This window comes from Cecembia calidifontis (assembly GCF_004216715.1).
In the GTDB taxonomy this organism is placed as follows: Bacteria; Bacteroidota; Bacteroidia; order Cytophagales; family Cyclobacteriaceae; genus Cecembia_A; species Cecembia_A calidifontis.
The window spans coordinates 1,988,887-2,014,496 of the sequence record NZ_SGXG01000001.1 but is presented as its reverse complement, the minus strand read 5'-3'; the positions used below and the strand labels follow the sequence as shown (position 1 = coordinate 2,014,496).

Below are 25,610 nucleotides of genomic sequence, written 5' to 3'. Positions count from 1 at the left end.
CTGAAAAGAGAAAAATATGGAGCAGATCAGCGCATTATTAACCCGTTTAAAAACCCAATCCCCGCTTGTACAAAGTATTACCAACTATGTGGTGATGAACAACACAGCCAATGCACTATTGGCAGCAGGTGCATCTCCCATCATGGCACATGCCCAGCCTGAAGTCAAAGACATGGTCAATATTGTAGGTGCTTTGGTGGTCAATATTGGCACCCTCGATGAATATTGGTCAGAAAGTATGCTCCAAGCAGCAGCGCATGCCTATACTATCCAAAAACCTTGGTTACTTGATCCCGTAGGTGCTGGTGCGACTCCTTATAGAAATGAACTTTTGAGCAAATTGCTGCAATTCCAACCCAGTGTCATCAGGGGCAATGCTTCTGAAATCATGTCTTTAGCAAGCGTTAATATAAAAAGCAAAGGGGTAGACAGCACCAATTCTTCTGATGAGGCATTGGAGGCAGGCACGCAGCTATCCAAACAAACCGGTGCGGTAGTAGTGATTTCAGGAGAAGTTGACTATATCATTGACAGGGAACGGATAGCAAAAGTGAAAAATGGCAATGCTATCATGTCCAAAGTTACGGGATTGGGCTGTACAGCTTCTGCTTTGACTGGTGCCATGATAGCCATTGAAAAAGATCGCTTCCTGGCAAGTACTGCCGCCATGGCGCTTATGGGAGTCGCTGGTGATATTGCTGCCGAAAAAGCTAACGGTCCAGGAACCTTACAACTTCATTTCTATGATGCCCTATATAATCTTAAATCCGAGGAGTTTGAAGAAAGAATGATCGTAAGCTACCCATGAAGCCAACAATTTTCCCTTATAAGCTCTATTTGGTAACAGATGAAGCGCTATGCCTTGGCAGGGACTTTTTCTGGGTGGTAGAAGAAGCACTCAAAGGAGGAGTGGACATAGTCCAAATCCGGGAAAAATCCCTGTCCTTGGAAGATTTCGTAAGGAAAGCAGAGCAACTAAAAGCCATTTGTGAAAAGTACCATGTCCCCTTAATCATCAACGACTCGGTGGAAGTGGCAAAAATCATAGATGCGGAAGGGCTTCATGTGGGACAGGAAGACACCAACATCATGGAAGCCAAAACGATCCTGGGATCTGGTAAAACCTTGGGACTGTCATTGGAAAACATGGGAGATTTACGAAAACCATTTAGTGAAGAGGCCTGGTATTATGGGGTGAGCCCCATCTATGCTACTCCAACCAAAATGGACACCAAAAGTGAATGGGGATTGAAAGGATTGGCCCATTTAAGAAAGGCCACCGATAAGCCTCTGGTTGCCATAGGAAGGGTGAAAATAGAGAATGCCGCCAGCATCATTAGCCATGGGGCTGATTGTCTGGCCGTGGTCTCAGGGATTTGCAGTGCCCCAAGCCCAGCCCATGCCGCTGAAGCCTTTAGAAAAAAAATTGAAGAAGGATCAAATCATCAATTATGGTAAAAAAATACATCCCAGTCCTAAGCATTGCAGGTTCAGACAGTGGTGGAGGGGCTGGCATTCAAGCAGATCTCAAAACTTTTGCTGCGCTTGGCTGCTATGGCATGACAGTCATAACCGCCACCACCGCACAGAACACCCAAGGCGTCAGGGACATTTTCCCCATCCCTCCCAGGCATATTGAAGCACAATTAATGGCAGTCCTGGAAGACATCCCACCCAAAGCCATAAAAATAGGCATGGTCAATCAACCTGAGGTGGTGGAAGTTCTCACCAGCACTTTAAAAAACTTTCCCCAAATCCCTATAGTTTTTGATCCTGTCATGGTTGCCACTTCCGGAGATCGTTTAATTGCAGAAGGCACCGTAGCACTTTTAAAAGAAAAGCTCTTCCCATTGGCAACTTTGATCACTCCCAACTTGGATGAGGCTGCTATGCTGACGGGGTATGAGGTGGATTCGGTGAATAAAATGCACCAAGCAGGAAAAGATCTCCTGAACATGCAATGCCAAGCTGTCCTGATAAAAGGAGGACACCTGAACACGCCGGTTATTCAAGACATTCTTTTCCAAAAAGAAATGCCTGAACAATCTTACGAAAGCACCTACATCAAAACCAAGAATTTACACGGGACCGGCTGTACCCTTTCTTCTGCGATAGCAGCAGTATTGGCCAAAGGAAACCCGCTTCCAAAAGCGGTTGAAATGGCTAAGAACTATGTCAACGGGGCCCTGGAATCAGGCAAAGACGTAAATACCGGCCAAGGAAATGGCCCCCTGAATCATTTTTATAACCCTCAAAAACAGATCATCTATGAAATGGACTGAAAAAGCCTGGGAGCAAATATCTCCAATTTATAATAAAATACTGGAAATGCCCTTTAACCAAGAATTGCTGAATGGTACACTCCCAGTAGAGAAGTTCAAGTTCTACATGGCACAAGATGCCTATTATTTGGGTGAATTTGGCAAAGCCCTAAGTACCATTTCCGGTCGGATGGATAAAATGGAGCACGTGCTGGACTTTTCCCAATTTGCGGCAGGGGCTATTGTGGTTGAAAGGGCTTTGCATGAAGGCTATTTCAAAACGCTGGGCATCCCTGATACCATTGAACCTAGCCCAAGCTGCCTGCTTTATACCAATTACCTCCTGAAAGAAGCAAAATATGGCGATGTAGCTGTGGCAGTGGCAGCAGTACTTCCTTGTTTTTGGATTTACAAAAAAGTTGGAGATCATATTTTTGAGCAACAGTCTGAAGTCCAAAATAACCCCTATAAGAACTGGATCGATACCTATGCCGGTGAAGAGTTTGCCGCATCTGTCCACAAAGCCATTGCAATAACAGATGAACTGGCAGAACAATCAAGTTCAAGCACACAAGAAACCATGTTTAAGGCCTTTGAAATGGCCAGCCGACTGGAATGGATTTTTTGGGACAGTGCCTATAGGCTAGAACAATGGCCGGTATAACTGAGCACCCTTATGACTTGTTATTTTAGCGCCTGGTAAAGGATCTCAACTGGATGTAAGGCCTTCCTTCCTGTCCCATCAGCAATCTGATGGCGGCAGGAAGTCCCCGGGGCTGCGATCAATGTATTTTCTGAAGCCTCCCTTACAGCGGGGAACAATACCATCTCCCCAATTTGCATACTGAGCTCATAATGCTCCGCTTCATAACCAAAAGAACCTGCCATGCCACAACAACCGGAAGGGATCACTTCCACCTCATAATGCACTGGTAAGGAGAGGAGTTTCTGGGTCCAACTCAATGAAGAAAGAGCCTTTTGGTGGCAATGCCCATGCAGCTTGATCCTTTTGGGGTCTTTGGTAAATGACTCTGGAGTAATATTACCTGCTGCAATTTCCCGACCTATAAATTCATCAATCAAGAGGGTATGGAATTTCAGTTTTTTGGAAGCTTCAACCAGTTCTTGGTCCACCAAGCGGGGATATTCATCCCTAAAACTTAAGATTGCCGAAGGCTCAATCCCTACCAAAAGCTTATCTCCATTGACCAGTTCTTTAAAAATTTTCACGTTGGCATTGGCATGGCCCTTAGCCTTTTCCAAGAGCCCCTTGGAAAGTGCAGACCTGCCACTTTCCTCATGGTCTACCACGATTACTTCGTAGCCCAATTTTCTCAGCAATTTGACAGTCGTGATCCCGATTTCAGTGTCATTGTGGTTGATAAACTCGTCAACGAACAGGTAAACCGTCTTGATGATGGGTTTGGTAACAGGGTATTGGGCTTCATTTTTTCGGAACCATTGCCTAAGACTTTCACTGCTGATGGCGGGAAGTGTTCTTTTGGGGGCTACCCCCAGAACTTTTTTCAGAATGCTTCCCGAGATACCATTGCTCAGGGAGAAGTTGGCCAAACCTGGCACAAAGGCGCCCAATTTATTCAGGTCATTGATATAGGCAAAGGCTTTTGAACGGAGCGGAATTCCATGGGTCTTCTGATATTGGTAGAGGAATTCGGCCTTCATGGATGCCATGTCCACATTGGAAGGACATTCGGCGGTACAGCCTTTACAGGAAAGGCAAAGGTCCAGGGCTTCCTTGATTTCAGGATGGTCAAAGGGGTTGGATGGCTTGTCCTTGGTGAGAAATTCCCTCAAAGTATTGGCTCTTCCTCTGGTGGTATCCTTTTCATTTCGGGTAGCCTGGTAGCTTGGGCACATGGTGCCGCCAGAGATCGGCAGCTTCCTGCAATCCCCACTCCCATTACATTTTTCTGCCATTCGGAGTATGCCACCAACGCCGGAGAAATCAAGAACGGTATCATGTTCTGGGGTTATCATCCCTGGTTCATAGCGCAGAGAAGTGTTCATGGGTGCTGCATCCACTATTTTACCCGGATTAAAAATATTATCCGGATCCCAGGTATATTTAATCCTTCGAAAAAGCTGGTAGTTCTTTTCACCCACCATCAACGGAATAAAGGGTGCACGGACCCTGCCGTCACCATGCTCACCGGAAAGGGAACCTTTATATTTTTTAACCAGTCTGGCAGAAGCTTCCGATATTTTGAAAAACTCCTCCACATCTTCGGCCTTTTTCAGGTCTAAGATGGGCCGCATATGGATTTCTCCCGCTCCTGCATGTGCATAGTGCACTGGCTCTTGGTTGAAACCTTTCAAAATCCCGTCCAGCTCATCGATATAATCTGCCAAATCCTCAATATCCACTGCTGTATCCTCAATACAGGCCACCGCTTTAGGATCACCGGGTATATTGGCCAACAAGCCCAAACCTGCACTTCTCAGAGCCCAAGCGGATTTGGTTTTATCAGGACCTATTACCGGATAGGCATATCCCAACCCGCTCGCTTTAAGATCTTCAATCAGCTTAGCACCTTTTGCACGGGCTTCTTCCTCAGTTTTGCCTGTAAACTCTACCATCAACAAGGCCTTAGGGTCCCCTTCAACAAAATATCTGTTTTTGCTGTATTCTATGCTCTCCTTGGTACAATCCAGGATGATTTTGTCCATAAGCTCTACGGCAGTGGCCGGATGTTTCATGGCCACTTGTGCTGCCCTCATGCTCTGATTGATGCTTTCAAAGTGGGCTGCAACCACAATTTCAACCGGATCGGGCAATGGGTCAAGACTGATTTTTATTTCTGTTGTAAAAGCAAGGGTGCCTTCTGAACCTGCTAATAATTTACAGAAATTAAAAGGCTCATTTCCCTCAAAAACTTCTGATTTGAGTAATTCATCTACAGCGTACCCGGTATTTCTTCTGTGGATACTTTTCTTTGGAAATTGTTCATTAATTTCTTTCCTGGCTTCTTCTCCTTTGAGCTCCTCCCAGATCTGCCTGTAAATTTCCCCCTCCAGTGTCTGCAATTTCTTTTTGGATTCAAATTCCTCGTTTGACAAAGGCCCAAACACTGTAGGATTCCCATCACTCAACAGCACTTTCAATTCCATCACCTTGTCCCTCGTGACTCCATATACAATGGAAGTAGTTCCTGAGGAATTATTACCTACCATCCCACCAATCATGGCCCTGTTAGCGGTAGATGTTATGGGGCTAAAAAACAAACCATACGGTTTCAAAAATTTATTGAGTTCGTCCCTCACAACGCCCGGCTGCACTTTTACCCATTTTTCTTCTTTATTGAATTCTATGATTTTGGTAAAATGCTTGGACACATCGACCACAATCCCATTCCCGACACATTGACCTGCAAGGGATGTCCCTGCTGTCCTGGGAATCAAGGAAGTTTTGTATTTACGGGCAAATTGAATCAGTTTTTGTATGTCCGCTTCTTTCCTGGGGAAGGCAACTGCCAAGGGCATTTCGCGGTAAACTGAGGCATCAGTGGCATAGAGGGTTTTGGTCAAGCTATCGAATTTTAGCTCCCCCTCCAATATGGAAGCCAAATTCTCCAATAAAGGCAATAGGTTAGGTTTGTCAGCAATCATGTAGCAAAAATAAGCAATCGGCTTATGTTAGTTGCCCTAAGTGCAAAATAAATGGAAAATATTGCATAAGGTGTTTTATTTTGAAAAAACTGATTTTATCCTTATTTTAGAATCATGGCAGGCGGAACATCAGCTTTTAATATGGCCCAATCGTCGAAAGACAACAGGAGCATCCTTTCAAAAAGGAGCAGGATGGCAGACAACCCCTATCTTGCCTCTACTGAAAGAGAAGTGCTTAATGAACCCAAAACATATGATGAAATGATTACAGAAAGATTCGAAAGAAAAAAAGAGCATGAATTATCGCGGAAAATCGTGCTGTTCCTTTTCTGCATACTGGTAGCGCTTTCCATTTCCCTATTTTTTATTTAGCAATTCCGAAAATTCCCTTTTCTTCCTTTTCCCGGCCATTGATTATATTGCCGAAAAATTCACGTTATGTTTTTCTACCTTTCTCAATTTCTGAGCTTTTTGGCCATGCCTCTGACTATAGCACTGGTTTTGATTATCGTCGGTTACTTTTGGAGGAATAGAATACAAGGAAAGAAAATCATGCTCACCGGAATACTAACACTGCTCTTTTTTTGCAATCAATTTATTGCCAATCTCGCCATGAATTTCTGGGAACCGGAAATGAAATCCATTTCCGATCTCCCTAATTACGAGATGGGCATAGTACTCACCGGGATGACCAATCTGAGCAAAACTGTCTATGACAGGACATTATTCAACAAGGGGGCTGACCGGGCCACCCATGCGCTTCAGCTTTATAAAATGGGCAAAATCAAAAAGCTTTTGATTACAGGAGGGCAAGGCCTAAATCCAACCAATCCCAATACAGAAGCAGAATTGATCCGTGATTTTTGGGTCATGGCGGGAGTTCTTGGTGAGGACATCATCGTGGAAAATCAAGCTAAAAACACTTATCAAAATGCCATTTTCACTAAAAACCTCCTCAGTGAAACAGGACATGATTCGAATTCCAATGAAAAATTTCTTCTAATTACCTCTGCTTTCCACATGCATAGGGCCAAAGCTTGTTTTGATAAAGCAGAAATCCCTACGGATACCTTTCCTGTGGATTATTATGGAGAAGACATTCAATGGAGCCTCCCGGAATTACTGTATCCTAATCCCAATGCTTTGATACTTTGGCACAAACTTTTCAAAGAATGGATAGGATTGTTTACGTACAAAGTAGCGGGTTATATCTAAGTACCAACTTGTTCTTGCGGTGTAAATCTATTCATATTTAAGTAAGATCTACCTCAATACCCTTCACCGATATCCTTAAGTTAAACTTTTTTTGAACCTTTTAGGTAGTGTTTTTTAGTTATTGATAATGTTGCCAGATTGCAGAACAAAAGTAAATGTTCATATCTTTTTAAAAATAACATGTGTCATCACCCCTTACAACCACTAACCCCTAAATGTTTTTTATGATTATCCGCTTGTATACAAGTAGGGGCAAATGCTCGCAATAACAAGTCTATCAAAGAGTTTTTTACCAAAGTATCTTCGGTTTAGTTTATAACAGAATTCATTGAGATAGTTTTGAAGCATCTTTTCTGAAACCATATGGTACTTCTGTAAATCCCTTTTAAGGTTGCTTATTGCTATATGTGCCCATTTGAGGTTGAACTTGCCCTCTTTTGTGGAAGATAATTCGCTCACGTGAACATCGATACAATCTTCTAGGTTAGCATAAGTCGTACTTTCATCAGTTTGGAGCACGGCTTTTTTGTCAATCAGTCCTTTTATCAGTTTTTCGGCTGTTTTTGCCTTCAAGTTATCTATTTTGACCATCTTGAAATATCTGCAGCTTTTGTCCTTTTCTCCAGTAATTAGGTCTTCAAGAATAGATGATTCAGCCATAACAGCGACAGTAGCTTGTTTTTGGCTTCCACGGCCTTTCTTCAGCTTCGTCTTTTCCGAAGATTTTGTTGCCTTGCTTACAAAAGCCTCATCATATTCAACCATATCTTCTAGTTTATATTGGCTGTCACGTTTACCCATTGCTTCCCGGAGCTTGTGATACAGTCTGAAAACAGTCTCGTATCTGCTATGACCCATCTGCCTCTGTAGTTCAAGGCAGCTAAATCCCTTCTTGGTTGCGCTTACAAGAGTCATTGCAAGCAACCAAGTCCTCAATGGTAACTTGCTGTTTTCCATAATAGTACCATTTTTCAGTCCTGTCCTAAATTTACAATGTTTACATTGGAACATATTGAGAGAATTAAGCCAGTAGTGATCCTTGGAATTACAATTCTTGCAAATGACACCTTCTCTTTCCCTTTGTTCCTTCAAGTAATGGATGCAACTTGCCTCATCAGGATATCTTTCATTGAATTGTAGAATATTCATGGCCTTCTTATTTATTTACAGCCAATTAAACACTTACAATTCAGCCCTGAAAGTTATTGACACTTATTGTCAAAGTATAAAATTTGCCCACTTGTATGTAGGCGGATATTCATATCTCATTATTTGAAAACAGTAACCGTCATGCTACACGCAGATCAGCGCACCAGGACGGGTCGTTTTGATTAATAAAAATTAGGTTTTCAATAGTTGATAATGTCGAGAAACATCTCGTCTATCTTCCTCTTCAACTACAGTAGCGGAAATACTGAATCCTGTTTTTGAAAATTTAGAATTAAGAATCGGCCCAGAAATAACAATATTATCTTCAAGCTGTTCATCTTCCATTAGGGATTTCAAACCAGTCCATAATTTGCTTTCCTACATGATGAAAAGCAAATTTATTCGGCATACTCTACTTTCTTTGGTCAAATAAAACGTGAAAGAACTCACCGGAAATTTTAGTAGCGAGAAGTTATTGATAGAAAATTCTCAGACCTTTATTTTATTGGTCATTTAAACTCCATAGGATAAACTACATTTTAACCCATTCCCTTATCTAAAGCGAAATATTTAGAAGGATTGTGTGATGAAAGAAGGAGCACTGGAAATAGGAAAACATCAGTTATTTATACATAAATCGTGAACAACAGTAATTTTCCACCATTGATAATTTCGGTTTGCTCTGCGGTTCCTCAAAAAACCATAGAATCGTTTAACAATTTTTAAGTTCTTCGTTATCATTTTTTAACGGTGAAAATAATGATCAAAGAATTAGTTTGCTGATTTTTAACACCATCTATTAAAACTTTTATCCTAACATCATGAAAACTAAGATGCCAAAAAGAAAAAAAAGAAGTACTGTCTTTTATTTGAACCAATTCATTATGGCCAATACCTATTTCATAGGTTTTGAAAAAAGTGTTGCGGTTAATGATCAATTATCTAAAGGAGAACCGAAATGAGTTTGAGGTAAATTGTACAAGATATTTTTTTTATATCAGGACAATGCTGTCCTAAATAATTTACAAGACAGATGTTTAGCTGTGTTTCTGCAATTTCTATTGTGATTTTATCTGTAATCCGGAAATAGAACCCCCTGTTGGCTTTTTTGAGGAGGTTTTTCATGGTCTTCAAAGGGTTTGTCCAGCCACTTTTGCAGCTCTATTTTAACGAATATGTTCAGTCTGATAAATGCAACCAGATTGGACAGATGCCATCCGAATTTAGCGGTTGCCTTCATCACTTTTAGGAGCAGAATGGTGATCAGCGCGGTCCATATCTGGATCATCACGGCATTTTTCGATGTTCCGATAAAGGTTTTGATATGGAGTAACTGCTTGATGTCCCTGAAGAAGATCTCAATCTCCCATCGGCACCGGTAAAGATCACCGATTGTCTTTGCTGACCATTTGAAGTTATTGGTAATCAGTTCGACGGTCTGTCGGTTTTTTTCGTCCCATACAGCCACTCTTCTGAGTTTTCCGGGGTACTTCACTTTTGACTGCGGGTTTACCAGTTCAATTTCTTCGTCTATCAGTACTTCCTGTGCAGTATTTTCAGGGAGTCGACGTTCATTGATTGTGCTGAACTTAAGGTTATCCTTGTGCCTTATGACGAAAAAGACCCCCTTGCTGTCCCAAATGTTGAGCATCGGAAAGTCATTGTAATAGCGGTCCGCCACTATAACGGATCCTTTCTCCAAAGGAATATCATAAGCGCCTTTATTGTCTGCCATACTTCCTTCTGTAATATTCACATAAACAGGGAGTTTCCCGTCATAGTCCAGAAGCGTATGCATCTTTACAGCACCCTTTTTGGTCCTGAAGGTTGCCCAGTCAAACATCGAAAGGCAAAGACTTACCACCGTGGAGTCGAGCAGATAGACGGGAGCCTTGATCCGTAGTTTTACCCTGCTCAGGGACGCCTGCTGTCCTAAATGCTTCAGAAGCTCGTAATACAGCTCCTTGAACAGGTCAGAGTCCCTGCGCTTGTTCTGATAACTGATACTGGACTTGGATGGTGCCTTGGCAATCCCCAGATGGTTGAGGTTCCCCGTGGCCGAACGCAGGCCGTTTGAAATATCCCTTACAGAAGTACTTTTGGCAAAATGGCAAAAAAGCATGGAAACCAAATGCGTCCAGCTGTCAAAGCCTTTGCAGCCCTTGTCCGTTTGCTTCTCTTCAACCAGTTTCTTGAAAATTGAACGCTCGATTTTTTTAATAATCTGAGAAAACAATGTAATATTACTCATGGGAGGTTTATGTTTTTTGGTGCAAACCCAAAATAGCTATTTTGGGCAAAAAACCAGACCTCTCATATTTTATTTAGGACGGTATTGATATCAGGACAAAAAAAGGACCCTTTGAGATCCATAAGATCAAAATTACGGTAGTGAAATAGGCTTTTGTTAAACTCCATAGTTTAAGAAAAAGCAATTAAATGTATAATAGGTACCAAAATACCCTATTCTTATCCGTAGACCTCCCGACCCTGTCCCGTGTATACTCCGACCATTCGCCGACTTTTTGCGATGGATCAAGAAAACATGTGATTTTTCCGATAAAGCACTTTCCCCAATAAAGATCGAATGAACGAAATGTAAATCTCAAATTTTTTGGCTCAAATTTTGCTAAAATATCCAATAAAATCATCTGGATAAATCAACCAAGGGGTTTATTCATCTAAACCATACAAACTACTATGAAAATTTCAAAAAACATTTTAACAGCAATGGCATTGGCCGCCACATTTGCTTTTGTTTCCTGCAGCAATGAAGATGAAATCCCAGGCAGCGGTGAAGGAAAATTAGGTTTTGCCTTTGTTCTGAATAACGGTACCGCAAGTGCTGCAAATGCAAGAACTGAAAACAGTAACCTGACAATTGAAAACGGTTTCATTCAGATCAAAGAACTCGAACTTGAAGTCGAAGGCAAAAATGATTTGGGCACCTTCGAGAAAGAAATTGAGATAAAATTCAGAGACATCAAAAAAGTCACCTTTAACGACTTTGATGAATCTGTGGATTTCTTCATCAATATCGAAGCAGGTGAGTATAAAGAAATTGAACTGGAACTGGACCTGATTGATCATAGAAACGAACCTTCCATTTACATCGAAGGAACCTATGCTTCCCAAAGCGGGGCAGCTATACCAGTGGTTTTCGAGTTTTTTGGAGATGATATTGATTTTGAAGTAGAAATTGAAGCAAAAGATGGCAGCTACTTTACTATCGATGCAAGAAATAACCCACTGGCACTCTTTGAAATCAACGCGATGAACTGGTTCAGGGGAGTTTCAGATTCCGAATTTGAAAACGCAACCTTAACAGGAGGAAAACTGCTAATCAATAGAGATAGCAACAGAAATATTTATACCAAAGTGACCAATAATATCAAACAATCTGCTGAGATAGAAATCGAATTAAAAAGATAATTGAAGTAACATTCAACAAATTTCAAGAGGCTTTAAAATGATTCAAATTAAAGCCCTGAGATTGGGCTGAATGCAAGTTGATTCGGATACTTACCCAAACAAAATGGAGGCTGACTTTATATATGAGACAGCCTCTATTTTATTATTGGACTGAATATTACCAGGTCGTAGATTTTAGTTTGGGAAACGCCCTTATGATATCAGACAAAGAAATCTGACCGATCAATTTTCCGTCTTTTAAAACAGGAAATCTCCTTATTTTCAGTTCCAGAAATCTCTGCGCGGCATCAAAGAGACTCAAATCAGGAGAAAGGGTAATGACATCTGCAGTCATATGGTCAGCAACCGTCCCGGGGAATTTAGGTGTATTGGAATATTTTCCTTTGATAATTTCCTTTAAACAGTCCACTTCTGAAATAATGCCCACCAAATGGCCATGACTATTGACAACCGGGGCACCGGAAATTTTTCTCTTGGTCAACATTTCCAAGACATAATCAATACTGTCCTCCGGTTGGAACGTAACCAAATTGGTACTCATATAATCCTTCACTAAAATAGGAGGACTTGCTTTTTTGGGCTCTACCACCCTCACGCCTTGAAAACTTTTTACCATAATTTTCTGGGTTTAATTGCCCTAATAATTTAAGCAAAAAATATTTCAATTCAAAAGTTTATAACATATTTAAAAACTAAATCAAGACAAAAAACTATTGAATAATAAACATGCAAATCAATTAAACTGGAATCATTAAAAAAACAAAACTTAATATGGCTACATTACTTGGTTCAATAAAATTATGAAGGGCATCCAATTTACCGCAGGAAATGCGTGTATGGTTTTAAAATCAAAACTACCCAAAATGATATCCTCTTTCCCATTTCCTGATACATCTCCCTTACTGATGGTAAGCAAAGACCATTGTCCTAATTCAGGCTTGGTTTTTACCTCAAATTCAAAAGCGTTCTTTTGTTCAAAAAACAGGAAATTATCCAATCCATCTTTATTTTTGGAGGGAAAATGTGAAATAACAGCAATATCAGTTTTCCCATCCGCTGTGAATTCCCCGACTACCAAAGCACTCGCCCCGTGCATGGGATAGAAAAATACCTCATCAAATTGGTTCAAACCATTATTTTTAAAAATTCTCAAACCATGATAGGGTTTTAGAATTGGCGAAAAATCCGCATTATCTCCATTGACCAAAACAATTTCCTTATAGCCATCCCCGTCAATATCCACCCAATCAAAATCTGAAGAACCGAAAACCGGATCAAAAAGCAGCCAATTTTCCTCTTTGAACTCTCCATTGCCCAAATTAAGATAAACAAAAACACCCTCTTTGGCCTGGGTCATCAAAGCTATCACATCGGGCAATCCGTCCCCGTTCACATCATCAATGACCGTCTTTCTGGCACCTGGCCTATTGTTTAAAAGATGCGGTTCAAACCCTGATGAGGATTGTTCAAACCACATCAAATTCCCAATATGATGCCCAAAATTGGAAATAACGACATCTTCCTTTCCATCCCCATTGAGGTCTGCAAAAGAAAAATGTACAGGGCGTCTCAAGCTATCTAATAGAACCGAAGAAAATTCCTTGTTTTCCTGTAAAAACTGTAATTTACCAATGGCCCAATTGGATGGATCCATGTAGCCGATATGAAGCAAGTCCAATCCTCCATCTTCCCTGAACCTGATATCTGAAACCGGTGAAACCATGGTGATGGAATCTATGATTGAAAGGTCTGCAGGATCAATTCTGAACATCTGATTCAATCTATCTCCCAAATAAATCAAGGACTCCTCTTCATGATAAACTGCTATGGTGGTTAAGCTTGGTCTTTTGTTAGCAAAATGAGGTGTAATTAACTCAAATCCATCCAACGCTTGTATTTTTTCGGATGACCTGACAATCTGCGGAAGACTTTCAGGTGCATTTTCAAGGTAATAAGCCTGTATCAAGTCCCATTCTGATTTTCGGATCAATGTCTCTGAAGCATATATTCCTAAAGGGGCGCCGTTATCTTCCCCTATAGCTACCCCAAAATCATCAGCTATGATCAAGCCCAAACGCCTTCTCATGTCAGGTAATACGGATTTTTCCCAAGTAGCTTTATCCAAAAGTGAAGGATCAGGTTTGAGATGGCAAGCTGAACAATAAGCATCCGACAGGGATTTGCCCGATAACTCAACAGAATGGTTGCTGATGCTCCTGATCTTTTCAAAATCATCCATATCATTCTTTGAAGATGACTGACAAGCAACAACTAGAAATAATACGCCTACCCCCAAAAGGTTGAAAAAAGAAAATCGCATGTTGAAAGCTAAATTTCAACTAAGTTTGAATTTTTTTTCGAAAAGTCACTATGTATTTTTTACAATTTGATAAAAGGAAAAATGAGGGTTTAAACTATCCCTGCATCTCATTCAAAAACTCCCTGACTATCGCCTCATCAATCGTCAAAACCTGATGAAAAGTAGCTTGATCATTCGAAAGACTGACCTTGGGATGTCTGTAGAGGGAAGTTGATGGCCTGTAAGTTTTACAGCTTGCATGTATTTCTTTTAGTTGCCCTGAGGCTTTTAAAAGCCCAATATGCTCTACTTTCGATCCTCCGCCTGGTAATATGATAATTCTCCCAGCAGCCTGTATCATGTACTGGAGAATATTGGACAAACCCAATGCGGCTGTATTTTCCCCACCGGAAGTTAGAATCCTTTTAAAGCCCAATGAAATAAGGGTTTCGATGGCCTCTTCCTTATCCCTACAAATATCAAATGCCCTGTGAAAGGTACAAGGCAATCCCTCTGCTTCATCCAGCAAGAGCTTACAGGCTTTCTGATCTACACGCCCATCCTGATTCAAAACCCCAAATACAAATCCATCTGCTCCAAATGATTTCAGGATCCTGATATCCCTTCTCATTACTTCCAATTCTTCTGAAGTATAGATAAAATCCCCTCCCCTGGGCCGGATCATCACAAAAATGGGAATATTGATTTTCTCTTTTAGATATGATAGGGCTCCCACCGAAGGGGTCTCCCCCCCTTCTCCAAAATCAGAACAAAGTTCAAGACGGTGTACGCCATAGGATGCGGCCTTCAAGGCAGCTTCAATGGTAAAAACGGGCGCTTCTAAAATCATAACCTTCTACATTTTATAACCGGCATATAATAGATCCTTCCCTTTGCTGTGATGACGTGCATAGGTAAACCCCTTCTGAACTGCATATGCACCATACTCTCCGTCCTTATTGATGGCCAGGAATCCAGCCTGAATATCTTTGATGTCTTTTGAATTTTTGGCAATCAATCTTCTGACCGCCTCCTCGCAGGCTTCCTGTGGCGATCTTCCCTGACGCATCAACTCCACAATAAGGAAACTCCCACAAATCCGGATGATCGATTCACCCAAACCTGTAGCTGTTGCTGCACCTACCTCATCATCTACATACAGGCCTGCTCCAATTATAGGGCTATCCCCTACCCTTCCATGCATTTTAAATGCCAGACCGGATGTGGTACATGAACCCGCCAATCTCCCGTCTGGACCAAGAGCAATCATTCCTATGGTATCGTGGTTCTCAAAATTGATGATAGGTTTGTATTTGGACTCCACTTTCCATTCCTGATAAGCAGCCTCCGCTTTGGGGCTTAGAACCTCCTCTTCCATTGGAAAGCCTTGGGCAATGGCAAATTGTCGGGCTCCTTCCCCTACCAACATGACATGTGGGGTTTCTTCCATCACCTTTCTTGCCAAAGAAATGGGATGTCTGACCTGCCTAACAAAAGCTACTGAACCACAGGATCCATCTCCTTTCATAATAGAGGCATCAAGTGTGGGAATACCTTCTCTGTCAGGCAAACCCTGAAGTCCAACCGATAAGTTTTCCATGTCCAGTTCGGTCACTTTCACACCTTCCTCCACTGCTGAGACCAAGTCTCCAGTCTCCATCAAGACCTCCCATGCCTTGTCATTAGCAGGCATGCCATGGTCCCATGTGGAGAGAATCAAGGGTTTGAATTTTTCTCCTTTGGAATTATCCTGAGACTGACTGCAGGCAGGAATCAAACCTGCGGGCAACAAGAGAGAAGTGGAAGCTAATGTTTTTTTAAGGAAAGTTCTTCTATTACTCATGGGAGAATCAGTTGATGTTGAAACAATAAACAATATTGAAAAAAAATTGCATTTTGCAGGATTCTTAGATGATATTTTTAAAAAAGTCAGCAATCCAGTGTAAATTCAAGCTATATAAACCAAAATTTAAAGATGAGACCCTATATTCTGGCAGAAAACAACTGGAAAAACCTAAAAACCGAAAGATTCGAGCTTGCCGTACTCCCTTGGGGTGCCACCGAGGCCCATAATTACCATATGCCCTATGGGACTGACATTTATGAAGCAGATGCAATCGGAGCAGGGGCCGGAAAATTTGCTTGGGAAAAAGGCAGTAAGGTCATCATTCTTCCTACCATTCCCTTTGGGGTAAATACAGGACAACATGACATCTACTTGGACATCAACATGAACCCAAGCACTCAATTTGCCATATTGAAAGATATTTTAACCGTCCTGAACAGGCAAGGTATCCAAAAGTTTCTCATATTAAACAGTCATGGGGGCAATGATTTCAAGACCATGCTGAGGGAATTGGGACTCTTGTTCCCAAAAATGCTACTATTTACCTGCAATTGGTACCAGGCTTTGGATAAGAGCAAATATTTTGAAGAAGAAGGCGACCATGCAGATGAAATGGAAACCAGTTTGGTCATGTACCTGCACCCAGAATTGGTATTGCCCTTAGAGCAAGCTGGTGATGGAAAAGAAAAAAAATCTGTAATCCCTGGATTGAGGGAAAAATGGGCCTGGGCAGAAAGAAAATGGTCCCAAGTGACTGATGATACCGGTATAGGAAATCCCCATAAATCAAATGCTGTTAAGGGAAAAAGATATTTTGAAGATGTCTGCCAAAAGGTGGGACAACTCATGGTAGATATCTGTCAGGCAGATGCAGATGCTCTTTACAAGTAAACACCCTACCTAAGATAATTGGAAAGTTGACCTTGTGTTTCCTGTTTTTACCAGGACAAGATCAACTTTCCAAGTGAAATTAAAAACTAACACGCTTTCCTTTGTAATCAATTCCAATTACAGACTTTACATTCTTTGGCAGGAATATACTGCTGCTGGAGTTTGAAAGAAACCCTGACCTGTTTTTGACTTCCACTTTTCGTGTTCTTCCGTCCGTAAATTCTATGACAACACTGTGAACAGTTGGAGGAATTCTGAGGTAATCACCATTCAATTTGATACTTTGATGGACTTTAAGTTTCCCTCTGTTCTGGGTAGAAAGATATAGGGGCTGCCCCTTTCCATCATGCACCATGGCCATAGACTTTGCATCTCCCGGAACCAAGAAACCACTATCATAGGATCGGATTGGGGTAAAACTTCCTTTTCCATCGCCCAATAACACCAATCCGGTAAATGCATCATATCTTCCAGAAAAGACCTCATTTCCGTAATCATTCCCAACCATCAACACATCCATATTACCATCTCCATTGATATCGTCCACTATCATTCCATTCACCGGTGCAAATTGGGCCATCAATGGCAATTCATGTACCCTGAATTTACCATTGCCTAAATTTTCAACCCAACTGCTTCTGTCATAATTGCCCTTTAAGACCATGGCTCCCTCAAGTTCTTCCTTTGTAAAAAAAGTCTCTTCGGTAATGCGTGCATAATTTTTGTAACCTGTAAATTTCCTTCTGAAAAGTGGACTTTGACCATACAAATCATCCCAATAGTGGGCGGGAACTGAAGTGTAATTTCCAGAATTGTCTTTGAAGTATGTAAAAATTACCGGGTCAATACTGCGGTTGTTGTCAAAATCTTTTCCATATACTGTTACGGGCCTTTCCGCGGATGGATGGTAATAATTATTGGCCCCCAAATTTCCTACCACATAATCCATCTTGCCATCCCCATTGAAATCACCCGCCACTATGCTGTTCCACCAACCCAAATATTTTTCCAATCCTGTATCCGGTAATTTTTCCAATTTGGACCCCGTATTATTGAAGATGGTGATAGGCATCAATTCTCCCACCAAGACCAAATCCACCAATCCGTCATCATTTACATCGGACCAAAGTGCATCCGTAATCATGCCTATCTTCCTCAATCCGGGAGCCCAGAGCTCTGTCACATCTTCTAGCTTCCCCTGATTATTTCTAAACAGGAAGGATTGCTCCGGAAAAGGGTATTGGGCTATCGGAGCTCTGCCTCCAACAAATAGGTCCATCCAACCGTCCCCATCAAAGTCGGCTGCTTTCACAACAGAACCACTGGCTATTACTGCCTCAAAGGCATCCTGCGATCTGGAAAAATTACCTTTCCCATCATTCAGATAAACCCTATCCAAATATTCTTCCGAATCGGGAAGGAATTCAGAACTGCCTGATACCATATACAGATCCAAGTCCCCGTCGTTGTCCAAGTCAAAGAGTACCATTCCCATTTCCTCATATTTATTTTCAGTGGCATCTGAGAATAGATTCCGTTGGTCAAATGCTCCGGAAGCTTGCTGAATGAACAATTGAGGAGCAAATCCTGCGGAGCTTCCAACAATAAAATCCTCCAATCCATCTCCATTGACATCCCCTACTGCCAAGCTGGGGCCAAACTGGGTCAATTTATGAGGCAGGGTCCTTTGGACATTGTAATCAATTTTATCCGCTTCCTTGTGCAGATAATCAATTCCCAATTGATCGGCAATTTCATTTACAAAATGATCCACCTTTTTGGGGGTAAAAGGAAAAGCCAATTCGGTTAAAGCCTTTGGGGAAGCATTATTTAATTCTAGTATCAAGACCTGATTGGCTGTAAGATTTTCTAACTTCTGATATTTTCCTTCCTGCCAATAAATTTCAACGGAAGCAATAGCTTCAGAACTTCCCAACCCAAAATGGACTATATCTTCCACAGCAGACATGTAGCCCCTGGAAAGATGTTGTTCGTGGTAGATCAGTTGCCCATCTTTGGTTTTCAGGGCGATTTTGGCCCCTATTCCATATGGGTTATGTGCTGATCCTTTTAATTTGACACGAAGGTAATTCGGGACATCCTTCTTCTTTTGATTAAGCCTATTCTCAAACACAAAAGCCGGATCATTGATATTATTGACCACATAATCCAGATCCCCATCCCCATCTAAGTCGACAAATACTGCTCCATTTGAAAAAGAGGGCTTATTCAAACCCCAAGTATCTCCTACATTTTCGAAAGTCCAATCACCATTGTTCTTAAATGAGTAATTAGGGATTTTGACAATGGGAATGGAATCCAACAATTGCCGGGCAGAAGCCACATTCCCTACATCTGCCCTATAATTGGCAAAATCCTTATCTGTAATGTCTCTGGGAAAACCATTTGTAATCAAAAGATCCCTTTTGCCGTCATTATCCATATCGACAAACAAAGGAGACCAGGACCAATCCGTTTGATACACCCCGGCCAAAAACCCAATTTCACTAAAAGGAATCCCAGGACCATTTCCTACATGCAGCATGTTACGGACATGTTGGTACTCATATCCCCACTCTTCATTATTGATATAGGTTTGATAGGAGTTTTTGGCAATTGTTGTTTTCTTTCTGTAGTTGGTTTCTCCCAACATGTCCAAAGTGATGATATCGAGATATCCGTCATTGTTGTAATCAGCAATATCAGATCCCATGGAGAACATGCTTTGGTGACGGATATACTCCCTGGTTTTATTGGAAAAGGTACCATCCTGATTGTTGATGTAAAGGATGTCATTGGGCATATAATCATTGGAAATGTAAAGATCAGGCCACCCATCCTGATTGATATCAGCAACAGCCAACCCCAAACCAAATCCTTCAATGGTAATTCCAGCTTCCAAGGTTACATCAGAGAAAGTGCCATCCCCATTGTTTTTGTAAAGCCTATCATTGTTGATGGCTGAACCATCAGTGATTTTCTCCCTGAAATTAGAAGGAACACCTTTAACTTGTTCATTATTGAGGACATACAAATCCAAAAGCCCATCATTGTTATAATCAAAGAATGTAGCCCACATGCTATTCCCATTTTCAGCTATACCATATTCTTTGGCCAATTCCTTGAAATAGGGCTTCCCTTCTTTATCAAGTCCCTGATTTACAAACAGCATATTGGCACGCCTTTCTTTATCGGGAAACATCGCTGCACATACATAAATATCCAGCCAGCCATCAGCATTGATGTCGACAACTGTTACCCCCGTACTCCACCGGTCGGCTGCAGCAGTTTGGGAAGAGGTTGTAATATCCTCAAACTTGAAATTACCTTTATTCAAATACAACTTATTGGCTACCTGATTACCTGTAAAATAAAGGTCAGGCAAACCATCATTGTTAAAGTCTCCAACAGCCACCCCTCCCCCATTGAAAATGTATTCATCAGTAAGAATATTAAAAGTATCGGACTCAACGATAAGGTTGTTAAAATCAATACCTGTTTCACTGGCCGGTTTTAGGTTAAATAAATGATCTGTTTTTTTGGAACAAGCAGCAAGAAGTACTATCCAAGCCGCGATCCATAAATAATTTACTCTCATGATCCAAACTACTTTTGTGATGGGTAATAATGGCATCAAGTTAATGGAATAAATCCTTACGAAAAATGGATTTCCGCTTTAATTTTCCAGCCTTTCCCTTAAAAACAAAGGGATGACTTCAGCCATCCCTTTGCATTTATTTCAGATTTAACAGGTATTAGAAACCAGGGTTTTGTCTCAATTTATCCGACCCCATCAAGTCAATTTGGTTTTGAGGGATAGGCAACCATTCATCTCTGTTTACGGTAAATGAAGCCCCACCTAAAGCAGCCTGTAACAATGTACCATCCAATGCTAAATAAAAATCAATTTCAGCCTTAAGGGTACCCCACCTTGCCAGGTCATAGAATCTGTGACCTTCCATTCCCAATTCCAATTTTCTCTCAAATCTTACTGCTTCTCTGGCAAGGTTAACATCCGTCCATGGTGTATTGTATGTATCAATCACATAATTTGCCGCAGGTTGGCCATTGGACCTTAACAATTCAGAGTTTTTAGCTCTTGTCCTTACTCTGTTTACCAAAGCTCTAGCAGCCTCCAAATTACCCAATTCAACTTCAGCTTCCGCAGCCATCAAAAGCACGTCAGCAAAGCGGATGATCATAAAGTTGATACCGGTATATCCTGGAGTCCAAGAGGAGTTATCTTGGAAGGTACCTTGTTCAGCTCTTTGGTACACATATTTCTTTGGAGAGTATGGGCCACCATTAGGCTGGTTACGGATCCAAGCTTCTCCAGGATGGTCTTGCCAATCCAAATAAGGGATACCTCTTCTACCAACAGTATGGTCTAATCTTGGGTCAAGGGGACCGGCATCCGGTGTAAATGGTTGAGCAGAGGTGATGCCCATGTCATTAACAACCCTATTTGCAGGTTGATTGTAAGAACCATCCAACAAAGGAAGACCTTGAGCGTTGGTTCTAAAAGAGTTCACAAAGGTGAAGCTTGGCTGGAAGAACCCACAACAGTTACCGGGACCATTCGGACCGGTATTATAAGGAAAATTTAGGTCAAACTCGGGGTTTGCATTATTAACAGATCCTGTATTTGCCGCCGACTGATATGCCCAAACAGACTCCTGATGGTTGTCATTGGCTCCTCTGAACATATCATCATAGTAAGGCACCAAGCCATAAGGCAGGTTATTACTGGTTCTGCCATTGGCAATCACGTCATCGAATACTTGTTTAGCTTCAGCATATTTTTTTGCATACAACAATACTTTACCCAAATATGCTTTAGCCGCCCATGAGTTCACCCGACCCACCTGAGGTTGTGTCGGTGGAAGGTTTTCTGCTGCAAATCTGAATTCTGCTTCAATAAACGGTAGCATTTCCTGATCATTGCTCAGATTACTGAATTCTGGAGAGCCATAATCTACTGTATGGGGAACGATGGGCACTTTATTGAAATTTCTATACAATTGGAAATAATGATGGGCCCTCAAGAACCTTGCCTGTGCCTCAATGCCTCTTGCTTGAGCATCTGTAACGCTAGGGTCTTTTTTGTCTAAAAGCCTCAAAACAGTATTATTCCTTGCAATACCTTCGTAATTACCGTTCCAGTTTTCCTCCAAAATATCAATGGTTGAAAAAGCTTCATATCTTTGAATTGGGTTAATAGAAACGAAATCACCAGGATCAGTACCCTTATTAGCATCTCCACCTCTGATGCTTCCCCACACCCAGTTGGAAGGAGAAGCCATTCTTTGGAACCTACCATTTACCTGAGAATATGCAGCTATCAAAGCCGCATTGAGACCTTCCAAAGAGGTCAACTGGGCTTCTGAAAGCTGGCCTACTGCTGGGACTTCCAAGAAGTCCTCACAGCTTGTGGCAAACAGCATAGAACCCGCTGCCAATATCGCCGCAATTTGAATTTTAAATCTTTTCATATTTCAATTAAACTTTATGAAATTTTCGCTTATAACAAACTGTTTGATAGATTGTTTGGCTTAGAAACTCAAATTCAAACCAAATGTGTAACCTCTTGTAACAGGATAGTTACCCACATCTATACCGAAGGCCAAGTCAACGTTACCGCCTACCATTGGATCCAATCCATCATATCCTGTAATGGTAAACAAGTTGTTTACAGAACCAAACACTCTCAATCTTTCCAATTTCCACCTTTGCAACAAAGTATTGGGCATGGTATAACCCAATGTCAAGTTCTGTAATCTCAAATATGAACCGTCCACTACATAATAGCTGTTTGCCACACCGGAGGTACTGAAATTAGCTGTTTTGTCAACTACCGGTACAGTAGCGTTAGGATTCTCTGGTGTCCATGCATTTAACAGACGTCTTGAAATAGCAGCACCTTCGAAAGTTGGGAAGAAGTCGGTAAACCATCTCCACTGTGCCCAAATCTTGTTACCATAAGTACCGTAGAAGTAAGCAGCCAAATCAAAGTTTTTGTAAGCAACCGTAAAGTTCAAACCTCCAGAGAATTTAGGGACCGGAGAACCCAGGAATGCTCTATCATCTGCATTGATCACTCCGTCACCATTAACATCTCTATACTTAAACCTACCAGGTGCAGCCCCATCCTGAACTGCATGATTTGCAACATCTTCAGCAGATTGGAACAAACCGTCAACAATAAAACCAAAAAATGAAGAAATCGGCTGACCAACTTGGTTTCTGATCGGGAAAATACCTCTGAATCCAGGGTTAAAATTGGTGATGAAGTCAAGGCCAGGAGCCAAGTAAACAATCTCATTTTTCAAGAAACCACCATTCACCTGCAATTCATAAGTCCAATCAGAGGAGAAATTACCACGTGTACCAATCATGATATCAATACCTCTGTTCATCATTTCACCGATGTTGACAGAAGGAGCGGCGGCATTAAAGCCTGCAACTGATGGGATTGGGACTTGGAACAACAAATCCTTGGTATCTTTTTGCCACAAATCAATGATGAAGTCCAATTTACCACCAAAGGCAGTTCCATCAAAACCAATGTTTTTGGTTACAGCTGTTTCCCATCTTGCATTAGGGTTACCAATACGGGTTCTTCTGAAACCAATAATGGCTGAGCTGTTGGTGCCAGCGATATCGTAAGAAGAAGCAGCCAAATCACCACCGAACAAAGAGAACTGGTTATTTGGATCCACGTTGTTGGAATTACCCATTTGTCCCCAACCACCTCTGATTTTCAAATCATCCAACCATGTAGCAGAAGACATGAATTCTTCAGAGGAAAGCCTCCATGCAGCAGAGAATGCTGGGAAAGTCCCCCATCTCGTATTAGGACCAAATCTGGAAGAACCATCACGACGGATTACTGCACTGAACAAATACCTGTCATTATAGGAGTAATTCACCCTTCCAAAGAAAGAAAGGAAATTAACGCCCAAGAACTGGCTTGAGTTTGCAATCCTTGTTGCAAATGGCAAGTTAGATATGGTCACGAAGTTAGGGTCCTCAGAAAAAGGGTTTTGCCCCGTAGTGTTCATATTTCTACCTCTACCGGTATTCAAGGCTTCCTGACCGGCTAATACATCAATTGCATGTCTGCCAAAAGTTTTCTTGTACTGAGCAGTATTGGTAAATGTCCATCTGTACACATAGCCGGAGAATTCATTGTAACCGAAAGCAGAGTTGTTTTCGGAGTTTTCGTATTGCAATCTTGTGAATCCAACGCCATAGAAGTTGTCATACTGGCCACCTATAGAAGATCTTAAAGTCAGATTTTCAATTGGATCTACTTCTACATATACGTTACCAAATGCATTGGCATTGAAGTTTCTGTTATTTTTCAAACCGTCACGGTTGGCTACTGGGTTCCTTGGGTTGTTAAAACCCCTTGCTGCAGTACCTGCCCAACCACCAAATTCATCTCTAACAGGAATCATAGACGGCATACGGAAGGCTTGCAAAATGTCGTTTTCATCAGCTGAAACACCTACACCTCCGTTTCCACCTGTCTGTCCTAATACCTGACGGTAGGTAGCTTGGAAGTTTTGACCAACGCGAACTTTGCTTCCCAAATCATGTTCAGAGTTAGCTCTTAAAGTGATCCTTCTGAAGTCATTATTCAACAAAATACCTGCCTGATCTTGAATACCCAATCCCAGAAAGAATCTACTGGTACCGCTGCCACCATAGAACCCCATAGAATGTCTTTGAATAGGAGCCCTTCTAGTGATGGCGTCATACCAGTCTGTACCCTCTCCTGTAGCTGCCCTCACCAACTGATGAACTGGACCTCTTCTTGGATCAATGTTATATAAAGCTCTTTGCTCTTCTAACTGAGCAGGGGTCAAAGGTCCTGGCACACCTGCAGCACCACCAACGTTGATATAATAAGGTAATACAGGTCTTGGACCGTTACCTAACTGCGGGTGACCAAAGTTCGGAGCACGACCATCAATTCTTGCCTGATTGATCTCAGCCAACCAAGTCAGATCTGCATACTCCTGAGGGTTGGTCATATCCAATCCTCTTCCTGGGTCAGTGAAACCCATCATACCATGATAATCGAATCTCAATTTTTGAGCCCTTTTGTTACCTCTTTTGGTAGTGTAAACGATCACACCGTTAGCCGCTCTGGCACCATAAATGGAAGCCGCTGCAGCATCTTTCAATACCGTGGTAGATTCGATGTCATCCGGGTTAAGGAAGTCGGTATTCTCAACAGGCACACCGTCTACAATATAAAGAGGCTGGTTACCACCGAATGCACCAAAACCACGTACCCTGATCTGGGAAGTGGTACCTGGCTGACCGTTGGTTACAACAGTAACACCTGCAATCCTACCTTGTAGGGTTTGTTCAACGTTACCGGTTGGGATAATGGTCAAATCCCTCGGATTAACCGTTGAAATTGAACCTGTAGTCTCACGACGGCTATCAATGGTATAACCGGTGATAACCAATTCTGACAATTGTCTTTCGTCAGGCTGCATGGACAGGTTGATTACTGAACGGTTACCAACTACCTGTTCTACAGTTTGATAACCGATAAATGAGAATACCAACACGGCATTGTCACCTGGAACATTGAGGGAGAATTTTCCATCAATGTCAGTAGCAGTTCCTGTTGTGGTACCTTTCACCAAAACGGTAACACCAGGCAAGCCATCCCCGAACTCATCCAGGATGGTACCCGTCACCGTTCTTTGCGCCATCGCCGTGGCGCTCGAAAGCACTAAGAGTAGCACAAGCACACTTAGACTTTTGTAAAGTTTTTCCATAAACATAGATTGATTGGGTAATAATTATTAATTGATAAGGTTTGAAAGCAATTAATTTAAAGATAATCACGCAATCGTTTGCAAACACT

General features: G+C 41.7%; 18 protein-coding genes. 8 read left to right on the top strand and 10 right to left on the bottom strand.

Annotated elements, in window-relative coordinates:
- The first annotated feature begins 16 nt into the window (after nucleotides 1–16).
- The 4 genes from thiM to tenA are packed head-to-tail and all read left to right on the top strand — an operon-like array spanning nucleotide 17 to nucleotide 2,925.
- Nucleotides 17–808 carry a hydroxyethylthiazole kinase gene (thiM, locus tag BC751_RS08830; protein ID WP_130275230.1) on the top strand — a complete coding sequence of 264 codons (792 nt, stop codon included), beginning with the start codon at nucleotides 17–19 and terminating at the stop codon, nucleotides 806–808.
- The gene (gene thiE, locus BC751_RS08825; RefSeq protein ID WP_130275229.1) at nucleotides 805–1,458 is read left to right on the top strand and encodes a thiamine phosphate synthase; all 654 of its coding nucleotides are present in this window, start codon (nucleotides 805–807) and stop codon (nucleotides 1,456–1,458) included. Before thiM ends, thiE begins: the two co-directional genes overlap by 4 nt.
- Entirely contained in the window at nucleotides 1,452–2,282 is an 831-nt protein-coding gene (gene thiD, locus BC751_RS08820) for a bifunctional hydroxymethylpyrimidine kinase/phosphomethylpyrimidine kinase (RefSeq protein ID WP_130275228.1), read from the top strand. Before thiE ends, thiD begins: the two co-directional genes overlap by 7 nt.
- A complete protein-coding gene (gene tenA / locus BC751_RS08815; RefSeq protein WP_130275227.1) occupies nucleotides 2,269–2,925 on the top strand; it encodes a thiaminase II in 657 nt (218 codons plus the stop codon). Before thiD ends, tenA begins: the two co-directional genes overlap by 14 nt.
- Before the next feature lie 20 nt (nucleotides 2,926–2,945).
- Here the strand turns inward: tenA and BC751_RS08810 are convergent, their stop codons facing one another.
- Entirely contained in the window at nucleotides 2,946–5,888 is a 2,943-nt protein-coding gene (locus BC751_RS08810; RefSeq protein ID WP_130275226.1) for an FAD-binding and (Fe-S)-binding domain-containing protein, read from the bottom strand.
- Between the two features lie 114 nt (nucleotides 5,889–6,002).
- Between BC751_RS08810 and BC751_RS08805 the strand changes: the two genes are divergently transcribed.
- Together BC751_RS08805 and BC751_RS08800 are read left to right on the top strand one after the other, a co-directional pair.
- Entirely contained in the window at nucleotides 6,003–6,260 is a 258-nt protein-coding gene (locus BC751_RS08805) for a hypothetical protein (RefSeq protein WP_130275225.1), read from the top strand.
- 66 nt (nucleotides 6,261–6,326) lie between these two features.
- Nucleotides 6,327–7,103 (top strand): YdcF family protein, encoded by a 777-nt coding sequence (locus tag BC751_RS08800; protein ID WP_130275224.1) that lies wholly within the window; start codon nucleotides 6,327–6,329, stop codon nucleotides 7,101–7,103.
- 228 nt (nucleotides 7,104–7,331) lie between these two features.
- On the opposite strand, the gene BC751_RS08795 is transcribed toward BC751_RS08800, so the two are convergent.
- Nucleotides 7,332–8,252 carry an IS1595 family transposase gene (locus BC751_RS08795; RefSeq protein WP_130274191.1) on the bottom strand — a complete coding sequence of 307 codons (921 nt, stop codon included), beginning with the start codon at nucleotides 8,250–8,252 and terminating at the stop codon, nucleotides 7,332–7,334.
- A gap of 1,069 nt (nucleotides 8,253–9,321) precedes the next feature.
- Complete coding sequence (locus BC751_RS08790; RefSeq protein ID WP_130275223.1) at nucleotides 9,322–10,503, bottom strand: IS4 family transposase; 1,182 nt, start codon at nucleotides 10,501–10,503, stop codon at nucleotides 9,322–9,324.
- 449 nt (nucleotides 10,504–10,952) lie between these two features.
- On the opposite strand from BC751_RS08790, the gene BC751_RS08785 reads away from it, so the two are divergent.
- Nucleotides 10,953–11,684: a hypothetical protein gene (locus BC751_RS08785; protein WP_130275222.1), complete on the top strand. Its 732-nt coding sequence runs from the start codon at nucleotides 10,953–10,955 to the stop codon at nucleotides 11,682–11,684.
- A gap of 157 nt (nucleotides 11,685–11,841) precedes the next feature.
- Here BC751_RS08785 and BC751_RS08780 read toward each other — a convergent pair whose 3' ends face one another.
- The 4 genes from BC751_RS08780 to BC751_RS08765 all read right to left on the bottom strand — a co-directional run bounded on the left by BC751_RS08780 (nucleotide 11,842) and on the right by BC751_RS08765 (nucleotide 15,826).
- A complete protein-coding gene (locus tag BC751_RS08780) occupies nucleotides 11,842–12,300 on the bottom strand; it encodes a CBS domain-containing protein (RefSeq protein WP_130275221.1) in 459 nt (152 codons plus the stop codon).
- A 159-nt stretch (nucleotides 12,301–12,459) separates the two neighbouring features.
- Nucleotides 12,460–13,923: an FG-GAP repeat domain-containing protein gene (locus tag BC751_RS08775; RefSeq protein WP_130275220.1), complete on the bottom strand. Its 1,464-nt coding sequence runs from the start codon at nucleotides 13,921–13,923 to the stop codon at nucleotides 12,460–12,462.
- A gap of 175 nt (nucleotides 13,924–14,098) precedes the next feature.
- Nucleotides 14,099–14,833, bottom strand: coding sequence for a copper homeostasis protein CutC (locus BC751_RS08770; RefSeq protein ID WP_130275219.1), 735 nt, complete (start codon nucleotides 14,831–14,833; stop codon nucleotides 14,099–14,101).
- A 6-nt stretch (nucleotides 14,834–14,839) separates the two neighbouring features.
- Nucleotides 14,840–15,826 (bottom strand): isoaspartyl peptidase/L-asparaginase family protein, encoded by a 987-nt coding sequence (locus BC751_RS08765; protein ID WP_130275218.1) that lies wholly within the window; start codon nucleotides 15,824–15,826, stop codon nucleotides 14,840–14,842.
- Nucleotides 15,827–15,958: 132 nt separating this feature from the next.
- Here BC751_RS08765 and BC751_RS08760 point away from each other — a divergent pair, with 132 nt between their 5' ends.
- Entirely contained in the window at nucleotides 15,959–16,720 is a 762-nt protein-coding gene (locus tag BC751_RS08760) for a creatininase family protein (protein ID WP_130275217.1), read from the top strand.
- 79 nt (nucleotides 16,721–16,799) lie between these two features.
- Here BC751_RS08760 and BC751_RS08755 read toward each other — a convergent pair whose 3' ends face one another.
- From BC751_RS08755 to BC751_RS08745, 3 genes are all read right to left on the bottom strand, one after another.
- Nucleotides 16,800–20,318 (bottom strand): CRTAC1 family protein, encoded by a 3,519-nt coding sequence (locus BC751_RS08755; protein ID WP_130275216.1) that lies wholly within the window; start codon nucleotides 20,316–20,318, stop codon nucleotides 16,800–16,802.
- 157 nt (nucleotides 20,319–20,475) lie between these two features.
- Nucleotides 20,476–22,212: a RagB/SusD family nutrient uptake outer membrane protein gene (locus tag BC751_RS08750; RefSeq protein ID WP_130275215.1), complete on the bottom strand. Its 1,737-nt coding sequence runs from the start codon at nucleotides 22,210–22,212 to the stop codon at nucleotides 20,476–20,478.
- A 60-nt stretch (nucleotides 22,213–22,272) separates the two neighbouring features.
- Nucleotides 22,273–25,527: a SusC/RagA family TonB-linked outer membrane protein gene (locus BC751_RS08745; protein WP_130275214.1), complete on the bottom strand. Its 3,255-nt coding sequence runs from the start codon at nucleotides 25,525–25,527 to the stop codon at nucleotides 22,273–22,275.
- Nucleotides 25,528–25,610 lie beyond the last annotated feature (83 nt).

Coding starts and splice junctions, on each gene's coding strand:
- thiM (WP_130275230.1), top strand. CDS start 17: ATGGAGCAGATCAGCGCATTATTAACCCGTTTAAAAACCCAATCCCCG.
- thiE (WP_130275229.1), top strand. CDS start 805: ATGAAGCCAACAATTTTCCCTTATAAGCTCTATTTGGTAACAGATGAA.
- thiD (WP_130275228.1), top strand. CDS start 1,452: ATGGTAAAAAAATACATCCCAGTCCTAAGCATTGCAGGTTCAGACAGT.
- tenA (WP_130275227.1), top strand. CDS start 2,269: ATGAAATGGACTGAAAAAGCCTGGGAGCAAATATCTCCAATTTATAAT.
- BC751_RS08810 (WP_130275226.1), bottom strand. CDS start 5,888: ATGATTGCTGACAAACCTAACCTATTGCCTTTATTGGAGAATTTGGCT.
- BC751_RS08805 (WP_130275225.1), top strand. CDS start 6,003: ATGGCAGGCGGAACATCAGCTTTTAATATGGCCCAATCGTCGAAAGAC.
- BC751_RS08800 (WP_130275224.1), top strand. CDS start 6,327: ATGTTTTTCTACCTTTCTCAATTTCTGAGCTTTTTGGCCATGCCTCTG.
- BC751_RS08795 (WP_130274191.1), bottom strand. CDS start 8,252: ATGAATATTCTACAATTCAATGAAAGATATCCTGATGAGGCAAGTTGC.
- BC751_RS08790 (WP_130275223.1), bottom strand. CDS start 10,503: ATGAGTAATATTACATTGTTTTCTCAGATTATTAAAAAAATCGAGCGT.
- BC751_RS08785 (WP_130275222.1), top strand. CDS start 10,953: ATGAAAATTTCAAAAAACATTTTAACAGCAATGGCATTGGCCGCCACA.
- BC751_RS08780 (WP_130275221.1), bottom strand. CDS start 12,300: ATGGTAAAAAGTTTTCAAGGCGTGAGGGTGGTAGAGCCCAAAAAAGCA.
- BC751_RS08775 (WP_130275220.1), bottom strand. CDS start 13,923: ATGGATGATTTTGAAAAGATCAGGAGCATCAGCAACCATTCTGTTGAG.
- BC751_RS08770 (WP_130275219.1), bottom strand. CDS start 14,833: ATGATTTTAGAAGCGCCCGTTTTTACCATTGAAGCTGCCTTGAAGGCC.
- BC751_RS08765 (WP_130275218.1), bottom strand. CDS start 15,826: ATGAGTAATAGAAGAACTTTCCTTAAAAAAACATTAGCTTCCACTTCT.
- BC751_RS08760 (WP_130275217.1), top strand. CDS start 15,959: ATGAGACCCTATATTCTGGCAGAAAACAACTGGAAAAACCTAAAAACC.
- BC751_RS08755 (WP_130275216.1), bottom strand. CDS start 20,318: ATGAGAGTAAATTATTTATGGATCGCGGCTTGGATAGTACTTCTTGCT.
- BC751_RS08750 (WP_130275215.1), bottom strand. CDS start 22,212: ATGAAAAGATTTAAAATTCAAATTGCGGCGATATTGGCAGCGGGTTCT.
- BC751_RS08745 (WP_130275214.1), bottom strand. CDS start 25,527: ATGTTTATGGAAAAACTTTACAAAAGTCTAAGTGTGCTTGTGCTACTC.